The sequence below is a fragment of the Streptomyces sp. RP5T genome (genome assembly GCF_003933965.1).
Classification (GTDB): Bacteria; Actinomycetota; Actinomycetes; order Streptomycetales; family Streptomycetaceae; genus Streptomyces.
Genome location: NZ_RSAJ01000007.1, coordinates 1 through 25294, shown reverse-complemented (window position 1 = coordinate 25294; position 25294 = coordinate 1). Strand labels below are relative to the sequence as shown.

Annotated in this window: 23 protein-coding genes; 14 read left to right on the top strand and 9 right to left on the bottom strand. The window is 70.2% G+C overall.

Features of this window, described 5'->3' with window-relative positions; all coding sequences use genetic code 11:
• Positions 1–11 precede the first annotated feature (11 nt).
• The 3 genes from EHS43_RS01500 to EHS43_RS01490 form a co-directional block, all read right to left on the bottom strand.
• Positions 12–1355, bottom strand: coding sequence for a hypothetical protein (locus EHS43_RS01500; RefSeq protein ID WP_125188688.1), 1344 nt, complete (start codon positions 1353–1355; stop codon positions 12–14).
• A gap of 100 nt (positions 1356–1455) precedes the next feature.
• Positions 1456–2127, bottom strand: a complete 672-nt coding sequence (locus tag EHS43_RS01495; protein ID WP_125188686.1) for a hypothetical protein — start codon at positions 2125–2127, stop codon at positions 1456–1458.
• Positions 2124–2783, bottom strand: coding sequence for a hypothetical protein (locus EHS43_RS01490; RefSeq protein ID WP_125188684.1), 660 nt, complete (start codon positions 2781–2783; stop codon positions 2124–2126). Before EHS43_RS01490 ends, EHS43_RS01495 begins: the two co-directional genes overlap by 4 nt.
• 400 nt (positions 2784–3183) lie before the next feature.
• On the opposite strand from EHS43_RS01490, the gene EHS43_RS01485 reads away from it, so the two are divergent.
• The 10 genes from EHS43_RS01485 to EHS43_RS01440 all read left to right on the top strand — a co-directional run bounded on the left by EHS43_RS01485 (position 3184) and on the right by EHS43_RS01440 (position 14880).
• Positions 3184–3726: a flavin reductase family protein gene (locus EHS43_RS01485; protein WP_125188682.1), complete on the top strand. Its 543-nt coding sequence runs from the start codon at positions 3184–3186 to the stop codon at positions 3724–3726.
• Positions 3727–3798: 72 nt separating this feature from the next.
• Positions 3799–5394 carry a tryptophan halogenase family protein gene (locus EHS43_RS01480; protein ID WP_125188680.1) on the top strand — a complete coding sequence of 532 codons (1596 nt, stop codon included), beginning with the start codon at positions 3799–3801 and terminating at the stop codon, positions 5392–5394.
• Between the two features lie 18 nt (positions 5395–5412).
• Entirely contained in the window at positions 5413–6750 is a 1338-nt protein-coding gene (locus EHS43_RS01475; RefSeq protein WP_125188678.1) for a coproporphyrinogen-III oxidase family protein, read from the top strand.
• A 28-nt stretch (positions 6751–6778) separates the two neighbouring features.
• Entirely contained in the window at positions 6779–8020 is a 1242-nt protein-coding gene (locus tag EHS43_RS01470) for an acetyl-CoA carboxylase biotin carboxylase subunit family protein (RefSeq protein WP_125188676.1), read from the top strand.
• The gene (locus tag EHS43_RS01465) at positions 8017–9363 is read left to right on the top strand and encodes a hypothetical protein (protein WP_125188674.1); all 1347 of its coding nucleotides are present in this window, start codon (positions 8017–8019) and stop codon (positions 9361–9363) included. The genes EHS43_RS01470 and EHS43_RS01465 overlap by 4 nt, the downstream gene beginning before the upstream one ends.
• The gene (locus tag EHS43_RS01460; protein WP_125188672.1) at positions 9360–10649 is read left to right on the top strand and encodes an ATP-grasp domain-containing protein; all 1290 of its coding nucleotides are present in this window, start codon (positions 9360–9362) and stop codon (positions 10647–10649) included. The genes EHS43_RS01465 and EHS43_RS01460 overlap by 4 nt, the downstream gene beginning before the upstream one ends.
• Positions 10646–11839: an acetyl-CoA carboxylase biotin carboxylase subunit family protein gene (locus EHS43_RS01455; protein WP_125188670.1), complete on the top strand. Its 1194-nt coding sequence runs from the start codon at positions 10646–10648 to the stop codon at positions 11837–11839. Before EHS43_RS01460 ends, EHS43_RS01455 begins: the two co-directional genes overlap by 4 nt.
• 11 nt (positions 11840–11850) lie before the next feature.
• The gene (locus tag EHS43_RS01450) at positions 11851–12150 is read left to right on the top strand and encodes an antibiotic biosynthesis monooxygenase (protein ID WP_125188668.1); all 300 of its coding nucleotides are present in this window, start codon (positions 11851–11853) and stop codon (positions 12148–12150) included.
• Between the two features lie 8 nt (positions 12151–12158).
• Complete coding sequence (locus EHS43_RS01445) at positions 12159–13436, top strand: MFS transporter (protein WP_125188666.1); 1278 nt, start codon at positions 12159–12161, stop codon at positions 13434–13436.
• Positions 13429–14880 (top strand): amino acid permease, encoded by a 1452-nt coding sequence (locus EHS43_RS01440; protein WP_125188664.1) that lies wholly within the window; start codon positions 13429–13431, stop codon positions 14878–14880. The genes EHS43_RS01445 and EHS43_RS01440 overlap by 8 nt, the downstream gene beginning before the upstream one ends.
• A 26-nt stretch (positions 14881–14906) precedes the next feature.
• On the opposite strand, the gene EHS43_RS01435 is transcribed toward EHS43_RS01440, so the two are convergent.
• The 4 genes from EHS43_RS01435 to EHS43_RS01420 form a co-directional block, all read right to left on the bottom strand.
• Entirely contained in the window at positions 14907–15728 is an 822-nt protein-coding gene (locus EHS43_RS01435) for a MerR family transcriptional regulator (protein ID WP_125188662.1), read from the bottom strand.
• Between the two features lie 217 nt (positions 15729–15945).
• Complete coding sequence (locus EHS43_RS01430; protein ID WP_125188660.1) at positions 15946–16905, bottom strand: sensor histidine kinase; 960 nt, start codon at positions 16903–16905, stop codon at positions 15946–15948.
• The gene (locus EHS43_RS01425) at positions 16902–17684 is read right to left on the bottom strand and encodes an MEDS domain-containing protein (RefSeq protein WP_125188658.1); all 783 of its coding nucleotides are present in this window, start codon (positions 17682–17684) and stop codon (positions 16902–16904) included. The genes EHS43_RS01430 and EHS43_RS01425 overlap by 4 nt, the downstream gene beginning before the upstream one ends.
• A gap of 174 nt (positions 17685–17858) precedes the next feature.
• Positions 17859–18515, bottom strand: coding sequence for a TetR/AcrR family transcriptional regulator (locus tag EHS43_RS01420; protein ID WP_125188656.1), 657 nt, complete (start codon positions 18513–18515; stop codon positions 17859–17861).
• 193 nt (positions 18516–18708) lie between these two features.
• Here EHS43_RS01420 and EHS43_RS01415 point away from each other — a divergent pair, with 193 nt between their 5' ends.
• Positions 18709–19161: a hypothetical protein gene (locus tag EHS43_RS01415; protein ID WP_125188654.1), complete on the top strand. Its 453-nt coding sequence runs from the start codon at positions 18709–18711 to the stop codon at positions 19159–19161.
• Positions 19162–19215: 54 nt separating this feature from the next.
• On the opposite strand, the gene EHS43_RS01410 is transcribed toward EHS43_RS01415, so the two are convergent.
• Positions 19216–20436 (bottom strand): metallophosphoesterase, encoded by a 1221-nt coding sequence (locus tag EHS43_RS01410; protein ID WP_125188652.1) that lies wholly within the window; start codon positions 20434–20436, stop codon positions 19216–19218.
• 367 nt (positions 20437–20803) lie between these two features.
• Here EHS43_RS01410 and EHS43_RS01405 point away from each other — a divergent pair, with 367 nt between their 5' ends.
• A complete protein-coding gene (locus EHS43_RS01405; RefSeq protein WP_260470332.1) occupies positions 20804–21280 on the top strand; it encodes a hypothetical protein in 477 nt (158 codons plus the stop codon).
• Positions 21281–21319: 39 nt separating this feature from the next.
• Here EHS43_RS01405 and EHS43_RS01400 read toward each other — a convergent pair whose 3' ends face one another.
• The gene (locus EHS43_RS01400) at positions 21320–22936 is read right to left on the bottom strand and encodes an MFS transporter (RefSeq protein WP_125188648.1); all 1617 of its coding nucleotides are present in this window, start codon (positions 22934–22936) and stop codon (positions 21320–21322) included.
• A gap of 497 nt (positions 22937–23433) precedes the next feature.
• Here EHS43_RS01400 and EHS43_RS01395 point away from each other — a divergent pair, with 497 nt between their 5' ends.
• Positions 23434–23664 carry an amphi-Trp domain-containing protein gene (locus tag EHS43_RS01395; protein WP_125188646.1) on the top strand — a complete coding sequence of 77 codons (231 nt, stop codon included), beginning with the start codon at positions 23434–23436 and terminating at the stop codon, positions 23662–23664.
• Between the two features lie 195 nt (positions 23665–23859).
• Positions 23860–25041 (top strand): ROK family protein, encoded by a 1182-nt coding sequence (locus EHS43_RS01390; RefSeq protein ID WP_125188644.1) that lies wholly within the window; start codon positions 23860–23862, stop codon positions 25039–25041.
• The last annotated feature ends 253 nt before the right edge of the window (positions 25042–25294 follow it).

The window sequence follows — 25294 nt, the reverse complement described above, 5'->3', positions numbered from 1 at the left end:
ACCTGGCCCGTTCAGTTCATGGGGGAGAAGACCGCACGCGCCCACACCGGCCGGCCCTCCAGGGCGGGCGAGGTGACGGGCACCGGGTGCGGGGTCAACTCGCCCGCGTGGTCGAAGAGTCGGTCCTGGTAGAAGCCGGCCAGGTACGGCGCTCCGGAGGTGCCTCCCGAGCCCATCGAGTCCTTCGGCAGATAGCGATGAGCGAGTCCGAGGTGCAGCCGGCGCCACGCGTACAGCGTCTCGTCGAGATCACGCGCCGCGGCCAGTACCTGGGCGGCCTCGTCGCGGTCGGTGGGCAGCTCATGCAGGAGGGAGCGCAGGGGGCGGAAGCGGTCGTTGAGGTGGAAGAGCAGGAAGGCGTTCTCGGGGACCCCTTCGAGGGCCTCCACCTTGAGGGGGTGTACGCCGAGAAGGTGCACGTGCAGGGCCTGCGAGGAGGTCATCTGGACCGCGCTCGCGTCTCCGGTCTCCTTGCGGAAGCCGAGGAAGTTCTCCACCGACATGGTCCGGCGCAGCACCCGCATCACGTCCAGTTGCAGGGACGCGAGGGCGGCGGCGCGCTCCAGGCACATCGCGGCCTCCCGCAGCCTTCCCGCCTCCAGCCATGTCTTGGCTCCGAGCGTGCGGGCCAGGATGCCGGACGTCGTCACCTCGGTCAGGTGGATGACCCGGAGGAACGCGTTCTCGTCGTGATGCTGCGTCTGGGGCAGGTTCACCAGGTACTCGAGGGTGTCGCTGCGCCCCGCGTCGCCCACGTAGTGATGCCAGCGAGCGGGAGGAACAGGATGCGGCCGTGGCAGTGACGGCCAGTCGGCGGTGTCCTGCCGCAGCCGCGCGAGGCGGTCGAGGCGCTCGCTCATCGCGTCCGGCGTCAGCGGGCGTTGCCACCCCCATGTCGTCTCCGTGCCGTTCGACGAGCGTCGTTCGTACTCCAGCCAGGAACGGACGAGGAACCGCAGTGTCTGCCGGCAGCGGTACTCGATGGACGCGTCGCTGGAACCGCGTCGGGTTCCCAGCACCTGATTGAGAAGGCGTACGTTCGCGTAGGGCTGGTAGCGCTTGCCCCGGGGGCCGCTCACCGTGTTCAGCAGGCCCGCGCAGTCCGTGCCGCCCGAGGGGTCGGCGAGTTTCCACTCGCTTTGCAGCGCCAGTTCGGCGAAGCGGAGCACGCGCAGCTCCCGACGGTCGAACACGGCGTCGGGCTCGTGAAGTGCGTCGCGCAGGTCCAGATACAACTCGGCCATACGGTTGCGCAGTTCGGGATCGAGGTGATGCCTTCCCACCGCGCGTGTCGTGGAGACGTACTCCGCCACGTCGAAGTCGAGAACAGCACGGACAACCGACGGTGCCTTCATGAGGGCTCCAGGAGTCAGAAGGTGGCGTACCAAAGGTCCTGGCGGGGGCTGCCGACCGGCGTCGGCACGATCGGCTCGATCCCCTCAGGCCGCGCGCTTCCTAGATGTCACAGAGCAGACTGAGCAACTGGTCGCACTCCAGGGTGACTTGGACCCCTCCGGTGCGAAGCAGCCGACGGGCGTCCTGGCGCCTCGTCGGGCCGTCCGCCGGACCAGGAGGAGTCACCGGAGCGGAAACGGCATGCGGGTGCCTCGTGGGCGGGGACGCCGGTCCGGCGGTCGCTAGCGGTAGTTCGCTGGACCCGAGCAGTCGGTTCAGACAGGCCGCGGTGTGACGGGCGGCGTCCACCAGGGAGTCGGGGATGCCGAACGTGTCCGTGGCACCCACCGCCAGGAGTTCGGCGACGGCGGGGGCCCGATGGTCGGGCGGTGTGGGCAGATGATCGTCCGTCGATCGCCGCCACAGCTCGCTGACGATGTCGGCCAGCTCCGGGAGGCGGCGCACCTCACGTGGTGTGTAGAACGTGGTCTGCTGCGGCAAGTACCCCATGCGCAGCAGGGATTGGACCAGTTCGGCTTCGTCGTCGCTTCCGGCGTGCCGGGCTCCGACGGACACGAACACCGATCCGATGCGGGCCTGCTGCCAGTCGAGGGCGGCCGTGACGACGTCAGGTTTCGGATCGCGGTCGGACACGTGGATGAGGACCCGGCGTTCGTGCGCGGGGGGTAACGGCCCGTCCCAGACGGAGCGGACCGTGCCGTTGACCCTCATGCGAGGTCGACTCTTTCGGCGCGAGGAGCTCCGCCGGCCTCGTCGAGCAGTGCCGAGACGTCGTGCACCGCCGCTTCGAACCGTTCGGGGCTCAGACCTGGTGCGTCGAAGACCAGGAACAGGAGCCGCTCGGTGTCCCGGGTGATGCCGGTCCGGGCGTCGGGCCCCTGGAAGACCGAGGCGAAAATGCCGGCGTCGTCCCGCAGGACGGGCTCGCCGGCACCGCACGTCACCGTGGACCGGAAGCCCGCGAACTCGTCCCCCGCCGCGGCGTACTCCACCCGGACCGGGCCGCGTACCGCGTCGAAGTCCTGCACGCCCATCAGCACTCCGTGGGACAACTCGCAGTGCAGCAAAGCCCGTACGGGGGCGGGGCCACGCAGGGGCCGTCCGTCGGCGACGGCCCGGAGCTGGCCGGCCAGGGGACTGGCATGGCCGTTCCGGGTGAACCAGTCCGAGTAGCACTTCGCGTTCTCGCGGGCGTACTCGGCCGCCTCGGCGAGCTTGCCGCGACGGTCGTCGACGGCGAGCTCCAGACGCTTCATGTCGGGGGCGGCCACGACGACCGCCAGTCGATCGAAACCCGTGTGGGCAGGGGGCCGTGGCTGCCGCCCGAGCAGGGTCGGCACCGAGGGCCCCACGCCAGGCTGGGTCATGGAACATACTCCTCAACAGGCTTGGACGACTTGCTGACCAACGCGAATAAGCCCGCAGGGCACGCCACAGCAAGGGAAGTCCGTCCGATCCCGGCGCACCCGAGCACTGCACCGCCGACATGCGAGTGGCATACGCCAGCGGCAACTGCGCACCTTACCCCGATGCAACTGGTAGTACACCAGGACCCTCGCGGTCCCGGGCAAACCATGCAGCGTTTCGGCCAAACTCTGACGCAATGACAGCGGATGTTGTGCGGCCCACCCGGGCTTATGTACAGTCCCCGAACTGTACGGCGCATCAGCGATCTGCGTGGCACCGGCAAGGAACCCTCGTCAGGGTTCCGAACGATCTGCCATATCCGCGCCGTGGCGAACCTTTATCAGGACGCAGTCGTGCTGAATGGGGGAGTTGATGCCCGGATCGGGTTCGGCATCGACTGGTGTTTCCTACGTTTCTCCGCGCGCCGGTGCGGACCTCATGAGTGGTTTCCCCACCGGTGTCGCCGTGATCACCACCCGCTGTCCTGCGACAGGGCAGCCATACGGCTTGACCTGCTCCTCCCTCGTCAGTGTCACCTTGGAGCCGCCGACCCTGCTGGTGTCCGTGAAGAGCGCGAGCCCCGTGCTCGACGCGATGCAACGGAGTCGGGTATTCGGCGTCAACCTGCTCCATGAGAAGGGCGAGCGAGCAGCGAGGATATTTTCCACTCCGGTCCCTGATCGCTTCCAGAAAGTCAACTGGGAACCTGCTGGGATCGCCGGAATTCCATGGCTGGTGGACGATTCCTTCGCCTGGGCGGAATGTGCGCTGACCGAGACCCATGAAGTCGGAGATCACGTGCTGACTTTGGGACGCGTCACTCGCATAGACGGCACGTCGAAGGGTTCGCCGCTGATGTACGGACTGCGCACGTTCGCTTCGTGGCCAGTCCACACAGGCTGAACGATCATTTGCGGGTGCTACGCCCGATCATCCGACTCTCTTTCGTGTCCACTCATTTGGCGAGGGGAAGAAATGGAAGATCACAGGATTCGGAACGTCGTCATCCTCGGCGGCGGGACGGCCGGCTGGATGGCCGCCTCGTACCTCGGCAAGGCGCTGCAGGGCACGGCGACCATCACCGTCCTGGAGGCGCCCTCCATACCCAAGATCGGTGTGGGTGAGGCCACCATCCCCCTGCTGCAGAACGCCTTCTTCAACTACCTCGGCATCCCCGAGGACGAGTGGATGCGCGAGTGCAATGCCGCCTTCAAGACGGCCGTGAAGTTCATCAACTGGCGCACGCCCGGCCCCGCGCAGGCCGAGGGCAGGCCCCACGAGGGGCGCAGCGACCACTTCTACCATCCGTTCGGACTCCTCCCGAACCATGACGGCATCCCGCTGTCCCACTACTGGTACCGCAAGCGTGCCCTGGGCGAGACCGACCTTCCGTTCGACTACGCCTGCTTCAAGGAGCCGGCGATGATGGACGCCAAGCGGGCGCCCAGGTGGGCCGACGGCGGGCCCGCCACCCGTTACGCCTGGCACTTCGACGCCCACCTGGTCGCGGACTACCTCCGCCGTTACGCGACCGGCAAGCAGGGCGTCGTCCATGTGCAGGACGAGATGACGGAGGTCCTCAAGGACGAGCGCGGGTTCCTGACCGAACTGCGGACGAAGAACGGACACTCCCTGCCCGGAGACCTGTTCATCGACTGCTCCGGCTTCCGCGGCCTGCTCATCAATCAGGCCATGGAGGAACCCTTCATCGACATGAGCGACCACCTGCTGTGCGACAGCGCGGTCGCCACCTCGGTACCCCACGACGACGAGAAGAACGGCATCGAGCCCTACACCTCGGCCATCGCGATGGAGTCCGGGTGGACGTGGAAGATCCCGCTGCTCGGCCGGTTCGGCAGCGGCTACGTGTTCTCCAGCCGGTTCGCGGACCACGACCGTGCCGCGCAGGACCTGTGCCGGCTGTGGGGGCTGGACCCCGACGCCACGCAGGTCAACCGCATCCGCTTCCGTGTGGGGCGCAACCGCCGCGCCTGGGTCCGCAACTGCGTGAGCGTGGGCCTCGCCTCCTGCTTCCTGGAGCCGCTGGAGTCGACGGGCATCCACTTCACGTACGGAGCCATCTACCAGCTGGTCAAGCACTTCCCCGACCGCCGGTTCGACCAGGCCCTCATCGACGGCTTCAACCGCGAGATCGAGGTCATGTTCGACGACACGCGGGACTTCATCCAGGCGCACTTCTACTTCTCGCCGCGCAACGACACGGAGTTCTGGCGCGCGAACAAGGAGCTGAAGCTCACCGACAACATCCTGGAGAAGGTCGAGGCGTACAAGGCCGGTCTGCCCATCAACCAGCCGTACACCACGGCCGACACCTACTACGGCGACCCCGGGGCGGAGTTCCGCAACTTCTGGACCAACGGCAGCTACTACTGCATCTTCGCCGGACTCGGCCTCATGCCCGACCACCCCCTGCCGATCCTCGACCACCGGCCCGAGTCCGTCGCCGGCGCCGAGCAGCACTTCAGCGCGATCCGCAAGGAGCAGGAACTGCACGCCGAGGGACTCGGCGACAACTACCGGTACCTGCGGTCCCTCCACGGACTTCAGTAGGAAAGGGGAAGCACGGCCGTGTACGAAACGCTGGTGCCGGTGACGCACCACTTCTACCCGCTGCAGCGGCACACCGACCCACAGGTCGCCCCGTTCTCCGACTTCCTGCGGGTGCTCGACAGCCCCAAGCCGGAAGCCACGGACAACCTGCTCTACCTGCACATCCCGTACTGCGAGAAGCGGTGCACCTTCTGCCCCTTCCACGTGCGCGTCAAGCGCGACGTCTCCGTGTACGAGCGCTATGTGGTCGCGCTGCTGCGGGAGATCGAGATGCTGGGCCGGCTGCCCTACGTGCAGGGCATGACCTTCCGCGCGGTGTACTTCGGCGGCGGATCCCCCTCGCTGCTCACGGTCCCGCAGATCAAGCGCCTGTACGAGGCGCTGCGCCGCAACTTCGCCATCGAACCCGACGCCGAGTGGACCTTCGAAGGGGAGCCGGCCGGGCTGTGCAACCCGGAGCTGCTGGAGTTCCTCGCCTCGCAGGGCACCAAGCGGCTCAGCTACGGCATCCAGACGTTCGACGAGCCGCTGCGGATGACCATGAACATCGCCGCCACGGTGCAGGACGCCCTCACGGCCAATGAGCGGGCCAAGGAGCTCGGCTTCGAGGACATCAACGTCGACATGATGTACTACATGCCCGGCCAGACCCTGGCCGCGGTGGAGCGCGACCTCAAGGAACTCGGCAACTGCGGGTTCGACAGCGTCGACTACTACTACATGTCCTACTACGCCATGCCCAAGAGCACGTTCCTCGGCATGGAGAAGGGCACGTACCCGCGCAGGCCGCCCGCGGAGATGCGGCCCCAGATGGGGCAGCTCGTGCAGCGCCGCATGAAGGAACTCGGCTACCACCACGTCACCGACCACGTGTACGCCAAGAACCCCCAGGGCTCCGAGTACTACCGCCTGCTGTGGGGCGGCGGGTTCGGCGAGCACCGTGCCGAGACCCTGGCCGTCGGCGCCTCGGCCCGCGGCTACCTGAACGGCTACAGCTACGCCAACACGCTCGCCCCCGACCCCTACGTGGAGCAGATCGAAGAGGGCAAGCTGCCGGTCAACAAGGTGTCGGCGCTCCTTGCGGACCCCCGCAACCGGGGCATGGTGTTCTTCCCGAAGTTCTTCCGCACACCGCTGGACCGCATCCCCGACGACGCGCGGACCCGGGTCTTCCTCGACAACCTCGTCGAGCAGGGATACGCCCTCATCGACGACGGCGAGCTGCGGCTCACGGACAAGGGCAAGGAGTGGATCCCGAACATCACGGTGGACCTCTTCGAGGACCCGCAACGGGAGATCCACGACAGCTGGGTCGAGGAACTCGACTCGCACTATTCGAACCGCGTCACCCTGTGACCTCCGCCGCGTGAACGGAAAGTGGAGTATGGCCAGGCGAATCATGGTGGTCGGTGTCCCGTGGAGCAGCCACGAGCTCGCCCCGGCGGCACGTGACGCCGAGCGGCTGGGCGCTCGGCTGCACGTGGTCGACACCGCGGACACACTGAGCTCCCTCGGTGACGACCCGACGTACGAGCGCGTCCCGGTCCCCGTCCTCGACGAGCCCGAACTCGTCGCGGCGGCGCACCGGATCGGGCCCGACTGCATCGTGTCGATCACCGAGCTGACCATGGAGCTCGCCGCCCGGGTTCGCACGGCCGTGGGCCACTTGGGCACGGCGGCCGACACCGAGCTGACCGTCGCCGACAAGTTCCGCACCCGAGGCCTCCTGCAGAAGCACGGGCTGACCCGGGTCGGTCACTGGGAGACGACGCTCGACGAGGTCGCCGACCTCGTCGCGGCCGTCGACCTGCCGGTCGTCGTCAAGCCCCGTCAGCTGACGGGAAGTGCCGGCGTCCGGCTGGTCGCCTCACCCGCGGACGTGGCGCCGCTGATCGAGCAGTACCAGCGCGAGACGGCCCAGCGGTTCGACCGTCACCGGCTGCTCGTCGAAAGCTACGTACCCGGTGTCGAAATCAGCGTCGAAGGCCTGGTCGTCGACGGCGAACTGCACGTGTTCGCGCTGACCGACAAGGTGAACACCGGCTCCCCCCACTACGTCGAGGTCGGGCACCTCATGCCCAGTGCGCACAGCGCGCAGTGGGGGGCGCGGGCAGGGGACTACCTGCAACGCTGCGTCACGGCGCTCGGCGTGGTGACCTCTCCGGTGCACGCCGAACTGAAGATGACCGACGACGCCGTCGAGCTCATCGAGCTGCACACCCGCTACGGCGGCGACGACATCGTGCGGCTGCTGGAGAAGAGCTGTGGAGTACGACCCTTCGAGGCCTACTTCGCCGCGATGCTCGACGGGACACGGCCCGCGTCGAGCGACCAGAACCGTGACGCGGTCTGGGGCGTCGGCTTCTTCAGCGCCCCCGTCGGATCGCCCTTCCGCTGGGCCTCGTACGACTTCCCGCACCCCGAGGCGGTCGTACAGCTGGAGGTCGACGCGACCGCCGAACCCAAACTGCGCGCCTACGAAGGCGTGCGCCTGATGTACTGGCGCGCCGGGCGGGCCCTGTTCCGCGCCCCCGCCCACCGTGCGGTGCGCGAGAACATCGACTTCATGCTGGCGCAGTCGCCGCGAGCCGACGAAGCGGCTGCCAGGGAGGCGTCCGGCTCATGAGGAGCAACGAACCGGCTCTGCGGGTGCCGGACGCCGCCTGGGACGCGTCGTTCAGCCAGCTCGGCACCGCGCTGCCCGCACGTTTCGCGGCGCACCACGAGGGCTACCGGCGCATCCGGCCCGCCTTCGCGCCCCTGGTCGTCTCCTCCGGCGCGGCGCGCGTCATGTGGGACACGACCCGCACCTGCATGGCACGGCTGCGTGACCGGGCGTCCCGTGCTCTGGCCGACGGCTCCGGCAGCACGCTCGGCGGCCTGGGACACCCCCCTGACGAGGCGTCATGGCTGGCCTCGATGCACACGCCCGCGGCACTGGACATGGCCGCTTCCTTCGCCCGCGCCGACTTCGTCCTGGGCCCCGGCGGGCCGCGCCTGGTCGAGATCAACGTCGGCCCGACCGTCGGCGGCATCGGCATCCTCGACCGGTACGCCGAGGTCGTGGACGAACTGCCGGGTGCCGCCGAGCTGTTCCGCTCGGAGTCACCCGGCGAGCGCCTGCCCCGGCCGGCCGTGCCCTGGGGGAGCGCACTCCGGCGTCTGGTCGACGTGCCGCCGGACGGGCCCCGCCCCCGGATCGTGCTGGCCGTCACAGACGAAGAGGCCGACATCCCCATCCCCCACGACGCCGCGCACTACCTGACCGGCCAGGGCTTCGCAGCGACGGTGGCCCGCACCTCGGAGATCTCCTTCGACGGCGCCCGTGCCGAGGCCGGCGGACAACGCGTCGACCTCGTCTACGGCTGCTTCACCTACGACGAGGTCATCACGCCCCGGTACCGGACATTCGTCGACGCCGCCCTCGCCTGCCACGCACGCGGTGGACCCGTCTATGTGGCACCGCCCGTCTTCAGCCTGCTCGGCAACAAGGCGATGCTGGCGACGGAGGACGGCGAGCAACCGCCCGACGGGCCCGGGGGAGTGGCGGCCACCCGCCTGCTCACCCCGGACGTCCTGTCCTGGGCGCGCGCCGAACGCGAGCACCTCGTGCTCAAGCCCGCGATCGGCTACGGAGGCAGGGGCGTGGTCATCGGGCGTGCCGTGCCGGCCGAGGTGTGGGACGAACGGCTCGCCGCCGCGCTCGACCGCCCGCACGTCCTCCAGGACCACGTGGCTTCCGGCAGCCTCGATCTTCCTGTCCCCGGCGGACGCGCGCCCTTCGAAGTGGGCGTCGGCTGCCTCTACGTGGACGGTCACTGCGCGGGGTTCCTCGCCCGCGGCGTCCCCGCCGGAACCGATGGTGTCGCCAACGTCCACCAGGGCGCGTTCTTCGCGCCCGCGGCCTGTGAACCGCTCGACGAACACATCCCTGCCGGACTCGCGGTGTCTGGAAGCGAAGGACTATGACGGTTCGAAGCACACGGGTCCTCGCGCTGCACGCCTCTGCCGCACCGAGGTTGCTGCGTTCCCTGCTCGCCGCGGCGGACGAGGTCGTCCTGCTCGTCCCCGCCACCGCGGGCCCGACACCGACAGCGCCGCCGGCCCTTGCCGAGCGAGTCGTGGTGCACACGTACGGCAGCCCCGGCGAGGCCGTGACGCTCGCGCGGAAGCTGCATCGGGACGCCCCCCTGGACGCGGCCTTCTCCGTGTGGGAGGGCGCGGTGGAGACCGCCGCTCTCATCACCGAGGCGCTCGGCCTGCCCGGCTGCACACCGGACGCCGCGCGCGCCGCCCGGGACAAGTCGCTCGCCTCCGCCCGCTTCCGGCACGCCGATGTGCCCCACCCCCGCAGCTGGACCTTCGACGCCGCGGAGCCCGACGCCGGCGCGGAGGCGCTGGACCAGTGCGCCGACGGCCGGATGGTGGTGAAGATCCCCCGGTCCACCAACAGCCAGTCCGTCATGCTCGTCCGCACGCGAACCGAACTCGAAGAGGCACTGTCCGTCATCCGCAGGCTCTACCGGGCCGAGGCGTCGGCCAACAGGCTCGCCGACCTCTACGCGCCCACGGACGACACGGCGACGGTCCTCGCCCAGGAGTACGTCAGCGGCACCGAACTCAACATCGACCTGCTGCTGTCCGAGAACGGTCACGCGGTCCTCGGCGTCTTCGAGAAGCACCCGGCCGCCGGCCCCACCTTCGGCGAGGTGCACAGCGTCCACCCCGTCTCCCTCGCCCCCGCCGACGTCGCCCGGGCCGTCGAGGTCGCGGTGCGGGCCGCGCGCGCCCTGGGCGCGACCAGAGGAGCGGCGCACATGGAACTCCGCGTCGGGGACCGTGGACCGGTCGTGATCGAGGGCGCGCTGCGCCCCGGGGGGTTCCTCACCCCTCTCGCCGTGGAGCGTCTGACCGGCGTGGATCCGTTGACCGCCCTGGTACGGCTCATGGCCGAGGGGACCCTGCCCCAGGTGCCCCCGTCAGCCGCCGACCGCGCCTGCCTGTACGGCGCGGTCAACGTGGAACGCCCGGGCCGGGTCGTCCACATCACGGGCGAGGAAGCGGCTCGTGAACTGCCGGGAGTGCTTCTCCTGGACGTCATCAAGAAGCCGGGAGACGTCCTCGTCACGCTGCCGGAGGGCACCGACTACCACATCGCGGCCTTCCTCGTGGAGGGGGAGAGCCGGTCCGGGGTGGAGGCCACCGCCGAGCGGATCAGGGGCGTTCTCAAGGCGGAACTGGAGGAGGCCGTATGACGTACCTGGCGCTCGTGGGGGTGCCCCGCACGTCGTACACCCTGCACGAAGCGGTGGTGCAGGCACGGTTGCGCGGGCTCGACGTCGCACTCGTCGACCGGGCGGAGGGCCTCGGTGTCGTCCCCGGCACGCTTCCGGTGTCCCGGCTGATCGAGGTCGCCGACATGACACCGGACCACGTCACGGACGCGGTGGCCGCGCTCTCCCCGGAGCAGGTCCTGTCCTTCTCGGAGCTGCATCTCGGCCTCGCCGCACGGGTCCGGGAGCGACTGGGCCTGCCGGGTGAGCCGAGCGCCGTCGAGGACCTGATCCGGGACAAGGGCGCCACCCGGCAGCGGCTTGTCGACCAGGGGCTGTCCACCGTGCGGTCCGCCGTGACCACGCTGGCGGACCTGCCCCGCACCGCGGCCGTCTTCCCCGTCCCGTTCGTCGTGAAGCCCGTCGACATGACCGGCAGCATCGGCGTGCGCGCCGTACGGGATCACGCCGAGGTGTCGTCCTACGCGGACCTCTTCGACGATCCGCGTGCCGAACAGGACCGCGGGCGCCGCCTCCTGCTGGAGGAGTTCGTCCCCGGAACCGAGTACAGCGTGGAGGGCATCTGCCTGGCGGGGACCTTCCATCTGCTCGCCGTGACGCAGAAGGAGACCAGCGGCTTTCCCTCCTTCTACGAGACCGGGCACGTGCTGCCCGCCCGCGCCCAGCAGGACGACCCCCGCTTCGCGTCCTACGTCCAGGACGTCGTGGCCGCCCTCGGTATCGGCACCGCCCCGATCCACGCCGAGGTGAAGGTGACGAGCGAGACCGTCGATCTCATCGAGATCCACACCCGCTTCGGCGGCGACCTCATCCCGCTCCTGATGGAACGAGCCCTGGACATCAAGGTGTTCGGCCAGTTCTACGACGCGCTGCTGTCGGGCGAGGCGCCCCGCACCCCGGCGGCCCCGCACCGGATCGCGGGGGTCCGGTTCCTCGGCCGGACCGCCGACGGCATGGGACGACGTCTGCCCGCCCTGCCTGCCGGCGTCCAGGCGGAGGTCGTCCTCACCGGACCCGACAGCCGGGAGCCCGACGCGCTCGACAACATCAGACTTCCCCACCGGCGCCACGGACACATCCTGTTCACGGCACCGGATCACGGGTCCGCGGAGAAGTTCCTCATGGAAGACGATGGGCAGGCAAGCCGGTGATTCTTGAACTCGTGACGTTCCGCATCCACGACGGCGTGGGCGAGCGCCAATTCGACGAGGCCGTCCGGTCCGTGGGCGACTTCCTGGCGGAACAGCCCGGCTTCCTGTCCCGGCAGGTGCTGACCGTCGACACCGACGGCAGCCGCGTCGATCTGGTCTGGTGGAAGGACCTCGCCGACGCCCTGGCCGCCGCCGAATCGATCCGGACGGATCCGCGAGCGGCGGCCTTCATGGCGTGCCTCGATCCGGATTCGGTCCGGGTCTCCCATGCCCGGCTCACGCACGCACGGCCGGAGCAACTCCCTTGGTGACAGGACAGATGACCGACCGTCCGCCGAGCGGCGCACCCTCCGGACGGGTCGCCGGCTTCCTGCGGGCCCATTTCGGAGGACTGCCGCACCTCTACTGGGTGGTCTGGTCCGGCATTCTCGTCAGCCGGGCCGGGACCATGGTGGTCCCGTTCCTCACCCTCTATCTCACCGACCAGCGCGCCATGTCGGTGACCTGGGCGGGAGCCGTCGTCACCGCACTCGGCCTGGGCAGCACCTGCTCCCAGCTGGTCGGGGGGTTCCTCAGCGACCTGTGGGGACGCCGGGCCACCTTCGCCACCGGTCCGGTCGCCGCGGGGGCCGCCCTGCTGGCTCTCGGCTACGTCCGGGGCCTTGCGGCCATCCTCGCCACGGCCTTCCTCGCGGGGCTGTGCCTCCAGCTGTACCAGCCCGCCTCGGGGGCCATCGTCGCCGACGCCGTGAAGAAGGAGGACCGGCCCCGCGCCTACGGCCTTCTGTACTGGGCGGTCAACGTCGGGTTCTCCGTCGCCTCCGTGCTCGGCGGTGTGCTGGCGCAGCGCGGCTTCCTGTGGCTCTTCTGGATCGACGCCGTCACCTGCGTGCTGTTCGGCCTCCTCGTGTGGTGGCGCCTCCCGGCCGACACCCCACGCCCCGAGCAGGGCGCGCGACAACCTCCGGGCAGCTACCGGGAGGTCCTGCGGGACCGCGTCATGGTCGCCTACGTGCTGCTGCTCCTGCTGCACGCGTCCGTCCAGTTCCAGGTCGGCTCCACCCTGCCGCTCGCCATGGTGGACAGCGGACTGACCGCCGCCGACTACGGGTTCGCCGTCGCCGTCAACGGCGTGCTCGTGGTCGTCGTACAGCCCCTGCTCATCAAGTGGCTCAGCCGGCGGGACCACAGCGCTGTCATCGCCTGCGGTGTCCTGCTGATGGGCACCGGGTTCGGTCTGGGCGCCTGGATGTCCAGCCTCGCCGGTTACGCCGTCACGGTGGTGATCTGGACTGCCGGCGAGATCACCGTCGCGGCCGTCGTGCAGACCATCGTCGCCGACCTCGCACCGGAGCATCTGCGCGGGCGCTACAACGGGCTCTTCGGCGCGGCCTACGCGCTGGCCGCCGTGGTCGCCCCGGCCGCAGGCACGCAGCTGTACGCCCACGCGGGACCCACGACGCTGTGGGCGACCTGCTTCGGGGTCTGTGCTCTGGTGGCCGCCGGACAGTGGGGGCTCGGGCGAGCCATCCGTGAGCGCAGTGCACCGCAAGCCGACGACGAGACCCGGGTGAAGGAGCCGCTCGACCATGACTGACCACGCAGCGGGCAGAGAGGACAGCGGACTGGACCGGTCGCTCGGCAGCCGCCAGATCACCATGCTGGCCGTCGGCGGCGCCCTGGGCACCGGCCTCTTTCTCGGATCCTCACTGGCCATGTCCATGGCCGGGCCGTCCGTGACGGTCCTGTACCTCGCCGGAGCGCTGTGCGCCATCGCCCTGGCCTACGCCCTGGCCGAGATGACCTCCGCGCACCCGGAGGCCGGGGGCTTCGGCCGGCTCGCCGACCGCTACCTCGGGCCGCTGGCCGGATACGTGCAGAGATGGTGCTACTGGGGTTGCCTGGTCGTCACCATCGGCGGCGAGATCGTGGCGGCCGGCATCTACCTCCGTTTCTGGTGGCCGGAGCTTCCCCTGTGGGTACCGGTGGTGGTCTTCACCCTGTTCATCACCCTCGTGAACTGCGCGGCGGTCTCCGTGTTCGGTGAGGTCGAGTACTGGTTCGCCCTCGTCAAGGTGCTGGCCGTCGTCCTGTTCATCGGCTTCGGCGTGACCTTCGTCTTCTTCGGCGCGGGCGAGCATCCCGCGGCGGGCCTGGGCGGCTGGACGGAGCACGGCGGCTTCGCCCCGAACGGCCTCAAGGGGATGCTGCTCGCGCTCACGGTCACCACACTCGCCTACGGCGGCACCGAGGCCGTGGCCATGACAGCGGCCGAATCCAAGGACCCCGGCCGGGACGTGCCCAGAGCGGCACGAGGGGCCGTACTGCGGCTGCTGCTGTTCTACGTCCTGGGGACCGCCGTGATCGTGTCGATCATGCCCTGGACCGAGACCGTGCAGGTCTCCGGTGTGCAGCAGAGCCCGTTCGTGCGCCTCTTCAGCCTCGTCGGCGTCCCCGCGGCCGCCGACATCATGAACGCCGTGGTGCTGACGGCCGCCCTCTCCGCCGCCAACATCAACCTGTACGTGGCCTCCCGCATGATGCACTCCCTCGCCCTGAGCGGATACGCGCCGCGCGCTCTCGGGCGCACCAGCGACCGCAGGATCCCGCTGCCCGCCGTGCTGGCCTCCGCGGTGGGGCTGGTGGCCGCCTCCGTCGTGTCCGTCGTGTCGCCGGACACCGCGTTTCCCGTGCTCCTCGGCGCGGCCCTGTTCACCGGCATGGTGACCTGGCTGCTCATCTTCGCCACACATCTCGCCTTCAGGCGCGCCGGGGCCGAGGATCCGGTGCGGAGGCCCACGGTGCGGCTGCCCGGGGCGCCGGTCACGACGGCGCTCGCCATGGCCTTCACCCTGCTCGTCCTGGTGCTGACCGGTTTCGTGGACGCCTTCTCCCTGGCCTGGCAGGCCGGCGTGCCCTTCGTCGCAGTGGTGGCGCTGTCCTATGTGCTGGTGACGCGCCGTCGGCAACGCGCCCGGGTGACCGAACGCCCGGCCCGGGCGGCCGACCCCGCCGCCGGTGCGGCCTCGGGGCGACCGTGATCACTGCTCGGGCCGGGCGGGTGCGGTCAGGCCCGGGTGACGGGTGCCTGTAGCTCCGTCACCCAGTCGTCCCGGTTCTCGGGGCACTCCAGGTTGATCTCGCGCGGATACCCGGCCGACCGGTAGCCGTGGGCGTCGATCCAGTGGGCCAGGGCCTGGACGGTGGGGAGCACGGTGTCCATCGAGCCGTGGTGCATGATGGTCGCCGCCTGGTCCAGGGAGGGCAGGTCGTGGACGCGGAAGGCGCCGTCCTGGACAGGGGCGGACACCTGGACGGCGGCGTGGACGCTGATCCGTCCGCCGCCCTCCGGGGCGTCCTCGTAGTAGGCCACTCCGGGACCCGTGGGGGCGATGCCCGCCGCGTCCAGGAGCTGGAACAACTCGTCGTAGAGCGGCCCGATGACCGGGGTGATGTCCTCGGGCCCGAAACTCGCGGCGGTCGCGGTCAGCTCCGCCACCCGGAGGCCGGGGACGCTCTTGATCACAACGTCGTTCGTGGGCATGTGCCCCTCGCTCTCGATCGCTCGGAGCCTCGCCTCGACCTGGACCAGCCGTGCTTCCGCCAAGGCCATGGCGGTCTCCAGCTCCGACCGGCGCAGCCGCAGCATGCCGCGCAGTTCCTCCGCGCCGACCTTCTCCTCCACGATGGCGTGCACCTGAAGAAGGGTGAACCCGAGGTCCTTGAGCGCGATGATCCGGTTGAGGCGGGCGAGCTGGGCGGCGGTGTAGTACCGGTAGCCGCTGGCAGGGTCGACGTGGGCCGGTCGCAGCAGGCCGGTGGCGTCGTAGTGACGCAGCATCCGGACCGAGACGCGGCCGTGCCGGGCGAAGTCTCCGATGGTGAACATGATGTCTCCCAGCCGACCGCCTGACACGGTGTGAGGGTCAAGTACTGCTGCCCACGGCGGTGTTGGGGCCCGTCGACGCATGCCGCGCGTCCGGACGCCGTGGCCGTGACGGTGGCCATGGACGGGTCCGCCCCCGCCCCGCGTGCGTGGGCAGCCGGTGCCGGACCACCGCACGCCCGACGGGCCTTGTGGCGGCGTCGGAGTCTCTGCGCTCAGGTCAGCCGGTGAGCTCGGTGTGGAGGCGGATCGTGGTTCCCGTGTCGGGGGTGGAGCGGATCTCGACCAGGTCGCAGAGCTGGTGCGCCAGCCACAGGCCCCGCCCGCCGACCTGGGTGCTGGTCGGCCTGCGCCGTCCCGCCAGGGGGTCCGCGATGTAGCCGGTGTCACGGAACTCGCACACGAGCCGCTGGTCCTCGCTCCACGTCCGCAGGGTGCCGTGCCCGCCGCCGTACCGGATGCTGTTGCTGGCGATCTCGGTGGCGGCCAGGTGCAGCTCGCGCAGTCGGTGTCCGCCCAGTCCGAGCTGTTCGGCGCAGGCCGAGATCTTCTCCCGCAGGGCGGGCAGGTCGCCACGGGCGTAGATGAACTCCTCGTAGGGGTCGCAGGGGTGGCTCAGCGGGGCGAAGGCGAACGGAGCCTGCGGGTCGTAGTCCTCGCAGGCCGTGCTGTGCCCGCCCGAGCGGACCTGGGGGTGGCAACGGGTGAGCTGGTCCAGGGCGGAGTTGTCCCCGGCGGTGTCGTAGGGACACAGCAGCCACCAGGCGGGGCCGTCGGCGAAGGCCTTGTTCAGCAGCCACTCGTGGTAGCGGAGCTGTTCCGCCTGCGCCTGGCTGCGCACCTCGTCCCAGGGGGACTCGCCGATCCCGCGTACGGGCCGGCCGTCCGCGGCATGCTCCTTGATCCACTCCTGCCAGGCTCCGATGAGCCGGCCCGGGTGGTGTGCCACGGCGGTGGTGTCGACGTAGCGGACCGAGCCGTCCTCGGGCACCTCGGAGCGCAGCAGGGACGCCTTGCGCTCGGGGACGGCCACGACGACGGCCTCACCGCCGTCGAGGGCTTCCTGGATGAACTCCACAGTGCCCTGGAGGAACTCGTCGCGGCCCGCGTACGGGTACAGCTCGTGCCGGTACCCGGCCTGTGCCTGCGGGGGAGTCCCGGTCTCGGAAGAGCGGGTCACGACGCCATCACCACCGGGATCGAGGGAACCGCGAAGCCGGACAGCTCCCACGCCAGCCGCAGTGTCGCGTTCGTTCCTTCCAGGACCACCTTGCGATCGGGAAGGTGCCGGGAGGCGTCGGCCAGGGTGCCCATCGCGGCCGCGTCGAGGAATTCCAGCCCGTGGCAGAGCAGGCGCACGGTCGCGCTCTGGGCGAGCAGCGAGCACAGGACCGCACCGAAAGCGTCGGCGCCCTCGGCGTCGATGGTCCCGTTCACCGTCCAGCCTTCCTTTCCCGTCCGGTACACCTGGAACGCGGGTGATGACGGACGGCTGCCCAGGTGATGGGGATGCACACACCTGACTTCGTCCAGTGTAGAAGCGCCCCATTCGGCACCGCTGTAGGCGCAGACCACCAGGGCACCGCTGTCGGCGGCGAACTCCTCCAGATCCAGCTCACTGCGCAGCAGTTCCTCGGGGCCCTCGGACCATGCGCCGGGGGTCACGTGGTGCAGCACGCGCAGCGACCGGTAGCCCTCGCGTCCGGCGCTCTCCGCCTCGCGGCGCACCGCGGCTATCAGGGAGCCGTCCAGCCGGGAGGGGTCGAGCACCGTCTGCGCGAATTCGCCGGCCGCCTCCACCGCGGGGCCGACGATCATCACCTTGTCGCCGAACAGGGCGCCGTCCGCGACGAAGGCCCGGCTGCGGTCGATGACATCGTCCGTCGGCCCCATCAGCTGGCAGACGTGATCACCGACGCCGGCCTCGTCGAGTGTCGCCAGGGTGCGCGCCGCTCTCACCGATCCTCCTCGCTCTGATGCGCTCACCCTACTGACATACCCCGCATGGCGTATGCGGGCGGGTGATCTTAGGCATTCTCTTCGTGAAGCCGCGGCGAGCGGAGCTCCTCTTCTGCTGTCCCCACGGCCCGTTGCGGCCGCCGCGCCTCCAGCGGCACTACGTCAGGCCGACGGTCAGTCGCCCTCGCGCAAGCTGCCGAGCCCGTCCAGGAGGAGCCCCAGCCCGAAGCGGAACTCGTCCTCCAGCGGCACCGGCATCCAGTCGGCCACCGCAGCGGTCGCGGGGTGCACCGAGGGGTCGACGGCCCGGAAGACGGCGGTCGCCCCGCTGTCGCCGCCGGGCCGTTCCGCGCCCTGGTCCCCGCGGATCTGGATCGCGAAGCCGAGCACGTAGCGGGACAGGGTGGCGTAGGCGTGGGCGGCCACCTGGGGCGGGAATCCGTCGGCGAGCAGGACGGCGAGGCAGCGCTCCCGCACGGCCGTCGCGTTCGGGCCGACGGGGATCGCCTCGACGAGCAGGGGCGCCACGTTTCTGTGCCGGCTCACCGCGTCGAACATGGCCTGCGCCACCGTGCGGCACGCGTCCCGCCAGCCCAGGGCGGCGAACTCGTCGTCCTTGATCTCGATGCCGCCGAACATGCGGTCGACGACATGGGCCACCAGGGCCGCCCGGTTGTCGAAGTGCCGGTAGAGGGTGGCCGTGCCGGAGCCGAGGCGCTGGGCGAGCGTGCGCATCGACAGGGCCTCGGCACCCTCCTCGTCGACGATCTGCACCGCCGCGGCGACGATCCGTTCGAGCGGGACGGGTGGACGGCCGGGGGAGCGCCGCACCGGCGACTCGCCTCCTCGCAGGTGATCTCGTGATGTCGGCACGCGGGAAAGTATGCCGCCTGTCACGAACGGATTAACGGCAACACTGTAGCCGTTCTGGCTGCCTGGTCTGAATCCCTGTCGGCGGTCGGCAATGCCCCGTGCAGGCGATATCCGCGCCTGCCTTCGTACGACGGCCTGCCATCATGCCCGGATGGCCCACGACATCGTGTTCTTCCTCGCGCCCGACGACCAGGCCGCAGCTGCGACCCGCCTGCGTGGGCCCGGCGCGGCCTTCGAGACGGTGGCCTGCCGTTTCGTCGAGCCGGACAGTGCCATCGCCGAGTGGGACATGTACTTCGCACAGCCCTCGACCGAGGTCCCGTCGCTCGAGCGGCTCCTCGCGTGGGAGTGGCCGCAGTGGGTGACCACCCCCATGAACGACGGCGTCGAGGTGTTCGCTCTGCCGAGGCGGCTGACGCGGGCACTGGCCGAGGCGAGCCCCGCCCAACTCGACGAGCTCGCGGGCCGCTGGTCCGCGCGTCTGCGGGCCGAGGACGGCGACGACATGACCGACGACGACCTGCCGGCGGTCCTTCGGGACGTTGCCCGGCTCGCGGTGTCTGCGGTGAACAGGGGCGGTGGCCTTTACAGCTGGAGTTTCTGACCGCCGGCGGTTGAACGGCGCGAGCCTTCTGTCGGAGGAGTGGCCCGGCCGGCTCTACGCCGAGGTGGGCGCGTTCGGGGAGCGGAGCACGAGCAGGGTGATCTCGCTGGGGGCGAAGACGCGGAACGGCGGGCCCCAGAAGCCGGTGCCGCGGCTGGTGTAGAGGAGGGTGCGGGGGCCGTGGTGGCTGAGCCCGGCGAGGGCGGGCTGGTCGAGGCGGACCAGGTGGTGGAAGGGCCAGATCTGGCCGCCGTGGGTGTGGCCGGAGAGCTGGAGGTCGACACCGGCGGCTGCCGCCCGGTCGACGAACTTGGGCTGGTGCGCCAGGAGCAGCACGGGGAGTTCGGGGTCGGCGCCGTTCAAGGCACCGGCGAGATGGGCGCCGTGGCCGGCCAGGCCGGAGGACTCGGCGGTGACGTCGTCCACGCCGGCGACGACGAGGGTGTCACCGGCGCGTTCCAGCAGCAGATGGCGGTTGCGCAGCGGCTGCCAGCCCAGTTCGTCCATCAGGTCGACCCAGCCCTGGGCCTCGCTGTAGTACTCGTGGTTGCCCGTGACGTACACGCGGGCCTCGGTTGCCCGCACGGTGCCGAGCGGGACGGCCTGGGCGCGGCGGCGTTCGGCCGTGCCGTCGGCGATGTCGCCGGTGTGGCAGACCAGGTCGGCTTCCAGGTCGTTGACCGTCTCGCACACGCGTGCCGACCAGCGAGCGCGATCGAGCGGGCCGTAGTGGGTGTCGGTGATGAGGACGACACGCAGACCGTCCAACCCGGCGCCCAGGCGCGGTAGTTGCAGGTCGAGTCGGCGTACGCGCGGCACGCGGCGGGCCTCGGCGTACCCCCAGGTGAGAAGTACGCCAGCGACCGCGAGGACGGCCCAGCTGACCATGCGTGCCCGGTCCTGGCTTCCGCCGACGCCGGCCACGGTCAGGGCGAGCCGCAGGAGGACGCCGAGGAGCACGGACCAGGTGAACAGGACCCAGCTGGTACCCAGCAGGGTGTCACCGATGATCGCCGCCCAGTCCTGCTGGCGCCGACCGTGGCCGCGCGCCATCGCGAGCGGCATGCCGATCAGGCCGAGGACGAACAGAGCGGTGCCGACCAGTGTGACGGGCAGCGGCCAGTGCTGGCCGCCGTACAGGAGCACCCAGCACGGCACGGTCCACAGCAGAACGGGGGCGATCAGAGGGAGGTAGCTCATCAGGCGGTGCAGCACGCTCCGCCGAGGAGCCCGCACTGCGCTGTCGGCGGGTCGGGTGTCGCTGGTGTCGGTCACACTTGCCCTCTCTGACCAGGCTGCCGTCCCGGCACTGTAGCCGGTCGTCCCCGGGCCGACCGGACGTGGACCGCCGCCGTCCACCCCCTCGCAGGGGAGTTGGATCCGTCGCCGCACTGGTGAGGGCGAGGCCAGGGTGGTCGAGCCCGCTTCTTCGGTGCTGCCACCGTCGATGGTATGCCGGGGTGTCCGTCCGCCGAAGTCGACGTGATCGCCGTGGTCGGGTGGGCAGAACTCGTCGCGGCGCCCACACCCCGATCACGGTCCCGGATCCGGTGGCCGACGTCCCCCGGACGGCATCGTTGTCGCCAAGGAGCGATGAACAGTACGTTCGTCTCGTAGCGCTCGGGGTGACTGGGGGGGTCTGGTGCTGGAGACGTTGCTGACGACGGCTGCCGGGGCCGTCTCCGCCACGGTGGGCGTCCTGGTCGGCGGTGTCGTGACGCGTCGCGCCACGGAGCGTCAGTGGCTGCGTGACCAGCAGCTCGTCGCCTATCAGGAGCTGTTCGGCCACTACGCGAAGTTCACGATGGAACTCAGGCGAGCTCACGGTGACCGACGTGGATGGGACTACGACTGGGGTGAGTGGAACGCTGCTCTTATGCGCGTGAGCCTGGTCGCCCCTCCGGGGATCGCCGCCGAGATCGATGCGTTCGGCCGTGCCGTCGGCTCCTTCCTCGACCAGGTGGCCCGGACACGCGATCCGCTGCGTGACCCGATGAGTCCGGAGGAGTTCGAACGAGCCAGAGCGGCACCGGCCCAGGCGCAGGTGAAGCTGGTCAACGCCATTCGGCGATCACTGAGCCGTGATCGAAGCGGACTGCCCTTCGGCATCGGTGGGTGAGAGACCGGGCTCGGTCCCCACCGATTCGCCGGTTCACCGTCAGGACTTCGCCGAGCGGGGCTGGGTGTTCGGGATGCGGGTGGTGAAGAACATCGCGAGGAGCGCGGTGAAGGCGAGGATGGCCAGCGCGGCGCGCAGACCGTCGATCCTGGCCTTCTCGTTCGCGTCGAGCGCCGCCTCGGACACCTGCTTGCTCGTGCCCGCTTCGTCGAGGGCGGACTTGAGCTGGGCGTCCGACAGGAAGGGCACGCCGCTCTCGAGATTGACGCTCGCCTGGTTCTTGACCTGGGACGGGATATCCGGATTGTTCTCCACGGTGGTGAGGAAGGACGTCGTCATCGTGGCGATCAGAATCGATCCGGCGAGTGCCGTGCCGATCGAGGCGCCGAGGTTGGTGACGGCGTTCTGGACACCGCCGACCTCGGCGCTCTGCTCCTCGGGCACCGCGGACACGGTGACCGCCCCGAGCTGGGACGCCAGCGCGCCCATGCCGAGTCCGATCAGCAGCAGGGGGAGGGTCACGATCTCCGCGCCCGCGTTCACGTCGAGCGCGGCCATCAGGGCCACGGCGCCCGCGAACAGCGCCAGGATCCCGAGCCGGACCACCCGCCGCGGTGACACGTCCGGGAGCAGGCGGGGGATCAGGACGGCGGCCGCCAGCAGGGTCACGGACAGCGGCAGGATGCGGGCGCCGGTCTTGAGCGCGGACAGGCCGAGGGCCACGGAGAGGTAGAGCGGTACGACGAAGAAGACGCCCATCTGGACGAGGTACTGGAAGAAGAACATCGTCAGTCCGCCGGTGAGCTGCCTGTTGCGCAGCATGGCCGGGTCGACGAGTGGCTCCCTGCGCCGCCGGACCATGCGGGCCTCCCAGAGCAGGAAGAGCCAGACCAGCAGCAGACCGGCCAGCATCAACCACACGACGAGGGAGACCCCGAGCCAGGAGGGCGCGTCGGGCTTCGGCTGGAACCAGCCCCATTCGTCGGAGCGCAGGACGCCGTACACGAAGAGCCCGAGTCCGAGCGCGGACAGCAGGGCGCCGATGAGGTCGACGCGAGGCCGTGCGCCGACCGGGGCGTCGGTGATACGGCCCGCCAGCGCCAGGATGCCGAGCACCATGACGACCTCACCGACGAAGACCCACCGCCAGGAGAAGTACGTGGTCGCGACGCCGCCGACGAGCGGTCCGACCGCGATGGCCACGGCTCCCGCGGCGGCGACCAGGCCGTAGGCGGCGGGCCGGCGCTCCGTGGCGAAGTTGCTCGCCACGAGTGCCACGATCGCGGGCAGGATGAGGGCCGCCCCGATCCCTTCGAGGAACGACCAGCCGAGCAGCAGCACGGGCAGGTTCGGTGCGAGGGCCGTGGTCAGCGAGCCACAGCCGTAGATGACGCAGCCGATCATGAAGGCGCGTTTGCGGCCGATCAGCGCCCCCACCTTGCCGCCGGGGATCATGAACATCGCCATCACGAGGGTGTAGGCCGTGATGGCGCCCTGTACGCCGGTCACCGTCGTGCCCACGTCCTCGGCCACCGTCGCGATCGAGACGTTCATGACCGAACTGTCCAGTGCCATCAGGAACTGACCGGCCGCGAGCGCCAGCAACACGATGCGCGCCTTCGACGGATTCCCAGCAGCTTCTGTCCTGGTTGCCATGCGCGCATCGTCCCAGCCGTCCCGGCGCTCGGGCGGCGACCCGCCCCGGAGGTCGGCCGGTTGGCGCAGTCGCCGAAGGACGGCCGGTGAAACCGGCGGTCGGGCGTTGCCGCCGGGACCTCCCGAGGTGCGGTGAGGCACTGGCGGGCACAGATTGGAAGTAGCCCGAACGGCCGAAACCCCGTGCACGGTGACGCGGGGCGGTACGACGTGGAAGCGGGAGGAACCGGCGATGGGCATGGATCCATCCGATCGCGGGCGCCGTCGGCGCGCCGGCGGGCCCGGCCGTGCACGCGGCCTTCCGGTGGGCCCGGCCGTGCAGGCGGACTTCCGGAGGATCCCCCGCGCGCGGGCCCGCAGCCGCCTCGCCCTGCTCGCGACCGGCAGTTTCGTGATCCTGGCCTTCCGCGCCGACCTCGGTGCATCGGAGCGACGGGGCGGACAACTGCCCTCGGCCGCGGTCCGCCGACCGGGCCGCACGCGGATCGGAGACACCCATGAAGGACCTCAAGTTCGAGCAGAAGCGCTCGCTGTCCCGCCATGAGGCGGCCGACCAGCTCATGGCACTCGCAGCGGCGCTGCGGAAGGGCGAGGACGCGGAACTGGACATGGGCCCGGGGACGCTGAGCCTGAGGGTCCCCGACGACCTCCGCGGCGAGATCGAGGTCGAGATCGGCGACGGGGAGATCGAGCTGGAGATCGAGCTCAAGTGGTCGACCGCGAAGTGAACCGACCGCGCGCACTGGCCCGTTCAAGCCTTTGTCCTGTGAGTGGAAGAAGTTGTACTCAATCCACTCCTAAGTTCTTCTCAGTCAGGTAAATCGCTGCTACGTTCCTCTTCGGAAGCCGGACGACTCCTCCGACGGAGACAGGCGCCTGGTCCCCAGCCGTGGGCGAGGGGAGGGGAGAGGCTCGTGAGACGTATGACTGCTCGACCTGAGAACACGCATCAGGCGCGGCTGCTTCGTTTACTGCGTGACAGCGGGCCCAACTCCCGCGCCCAGCTGGGTGATCTGGTGGACCTGTCCCGATCGAAGCTGGCCGTCGAGGTGGACCGGCTGCTGGAGACGAGGCTGGTCGTCGCGGACGGGCTCGCGCCCTCACGCGGTGGCCGGCGCTCGCACAACATCCGGCTCGCGCCGACGCTGCGTTTTCTCGGCGTCGACATCGGTGCCACGTCGATCGATGTGGCCGTGACGAACGCGGAGTTGGAGGTCCTGGGCCATCTGAACCATCCGATGGACGTCCGCGAGGGACCGGTGGCGGTCTTCGAGCAGGTGCTGTCGATGGCCGCCAAGCTGAGGGCCTCCGGTGTCGCGGAGGGCTTCGACGGGGCCGGCATCGGTGTCCCGGGGCCGGTCCGCTTTCCGGAGGGTGTGCCGGTCGCGCCTCCGATCATGCCGGGCTGGGACGGTTTTCCCGTACGGGAGGCGCTCAGCCAGGAACTGGGCTGCCCCGTCATGGTCGACAACGACGTGAACCTGATGGCCGTGGGGGAGCAGCACGCGGGCGTGGCCCGTTCCGTGCGCGACTTCCTGTGCATCAAGATCGGCACCGGCATCGGGTGCGGGATCGTGGTCGGTGGCGAGGTCTACCGGGGGACGACGGGCAGCGCCGGCGACATCGGCCATATCCCGGTGGAACCCGAGGGCCGTGCGTGTGCCTGCGGCAACCGCGGTTGCCTGGAGGCGCATTTCAGCGGTGCCGCGCTGGCCGCCGACGCCGAGGAGGCCGCGCGTACGGGCCGGTCGGTGGAGCTTGCCGCCCGGCTGGAGACGGCCGGGCACCTGACGGCCGCGGATGTCTCGGCGGCCGCCGCGGCGGGGGACGCCGTGGCTCTCGAACTCATCAGGGAGGGCGGGAGGCGTCTGGGCCAGGTCATCGCCGGGCTGGTCAGTTTCTTCAATCCGGGGCTGGTGGTGATCGGCGGCGGTGTGACCGGGCTCGGGCACACCTTGCTGGCCAGCGTCCGGACGCAGGTCTACCGGCAGTCCTTGCCGCTGGCCACGCGCAATCTACCCATCGTGCTGGGGGAGTTGGGGCCGACCGCCGGAGTCATCGGCGCGGCCCGGCTCATCAGCGATCACGTCTTCTCACCGGCCTGACCACTGGCGGGCCCGCCGGCCACCACCGACCCCGATGAGTGCCTCGGCACCCCGACGGCACCGCCACCGACGGCAGGCCACCACCCGAGGGCGACGCCGTAAGCCCTTGGCTTCGCTGCCGTGATCCCGGCTCGCCGCCCCGACGACCTCGTAGCCCGCCGCACGACCCGCACGGCACTTCGGTGATCGATTCCGTCCACAGCGACGGCCGCACGGCCGCCTTCCGTCTTCGGCTCCGCCCAACCGGTACGCC